1 protein-coding gene is annotated in these 548 nt (G+C 70.8%); it reads left to right on the forward strand.

What is annotated here, in order from left to right:
* Positions 1-548, forward strand: a 548-nt coding sequence (locus DNK89_RS23875) for a substrate-binding domain-containing protein (protein WP_203422579.1), incomplete at both ends; no start/stop codon positions are given.

Here is a 548-nt window from a genome sequence, read left to right on the forward strand (position 1 = left end):
CTGTCCACGCCCGCTGCTGCTGGGACTGTTGGGCCAGTTCTTCGCGCAATGGCCGGCCACGCGCCTGAACCTGCACTTCGAGGCCGTGACCGGGCCGTGGGAACGGCTGCTGGACGGCGATGCCGACCTGATCCTGCACCGCGTGGAGCGGGGCGAGGCGCGCGTCGAATGCCTGGAACTGGGCAGCGTGCCATTCGTGCCGGTGGCCGCACCCGGCTATCTGCCGTCGGCCCCGCGCGCGTTGCGGCCCGAGCACCTGCGCGACTACACCCAATGCGTCATGCGCGACACCGCCCGCCACACGCCGGCGCGCGATTACTTCATGGTGGAGGGGGCGCGTCAGTGCACCGTGGCCGACCAACTGATGAAGAAGGAGATCATCCTGCAGGGCCTGGGCTGGGGCCACATGCCGCGCTTCCTGGTGGAAGACGAGTTGCGCGATGGCCGCCTGCGGTCGCTGGCCAATCGTCACCTGCCCGGCAGCACCGAGACGTTGGCGGCCGCGCGCCGCGCCGACCGGCCGCAGGGACCGGTCATGACGCGCTTGT

Source organism: Acidovorax sp. ST3 (assembly GCF_003231145.1).
In the GTDB taxonomy this organism is placed as follows: Bacteria; Pseudomonadota; Gammaproteobacteria; order Burkholderiales; family Burkholderiaceae_C; genus Acidovorax.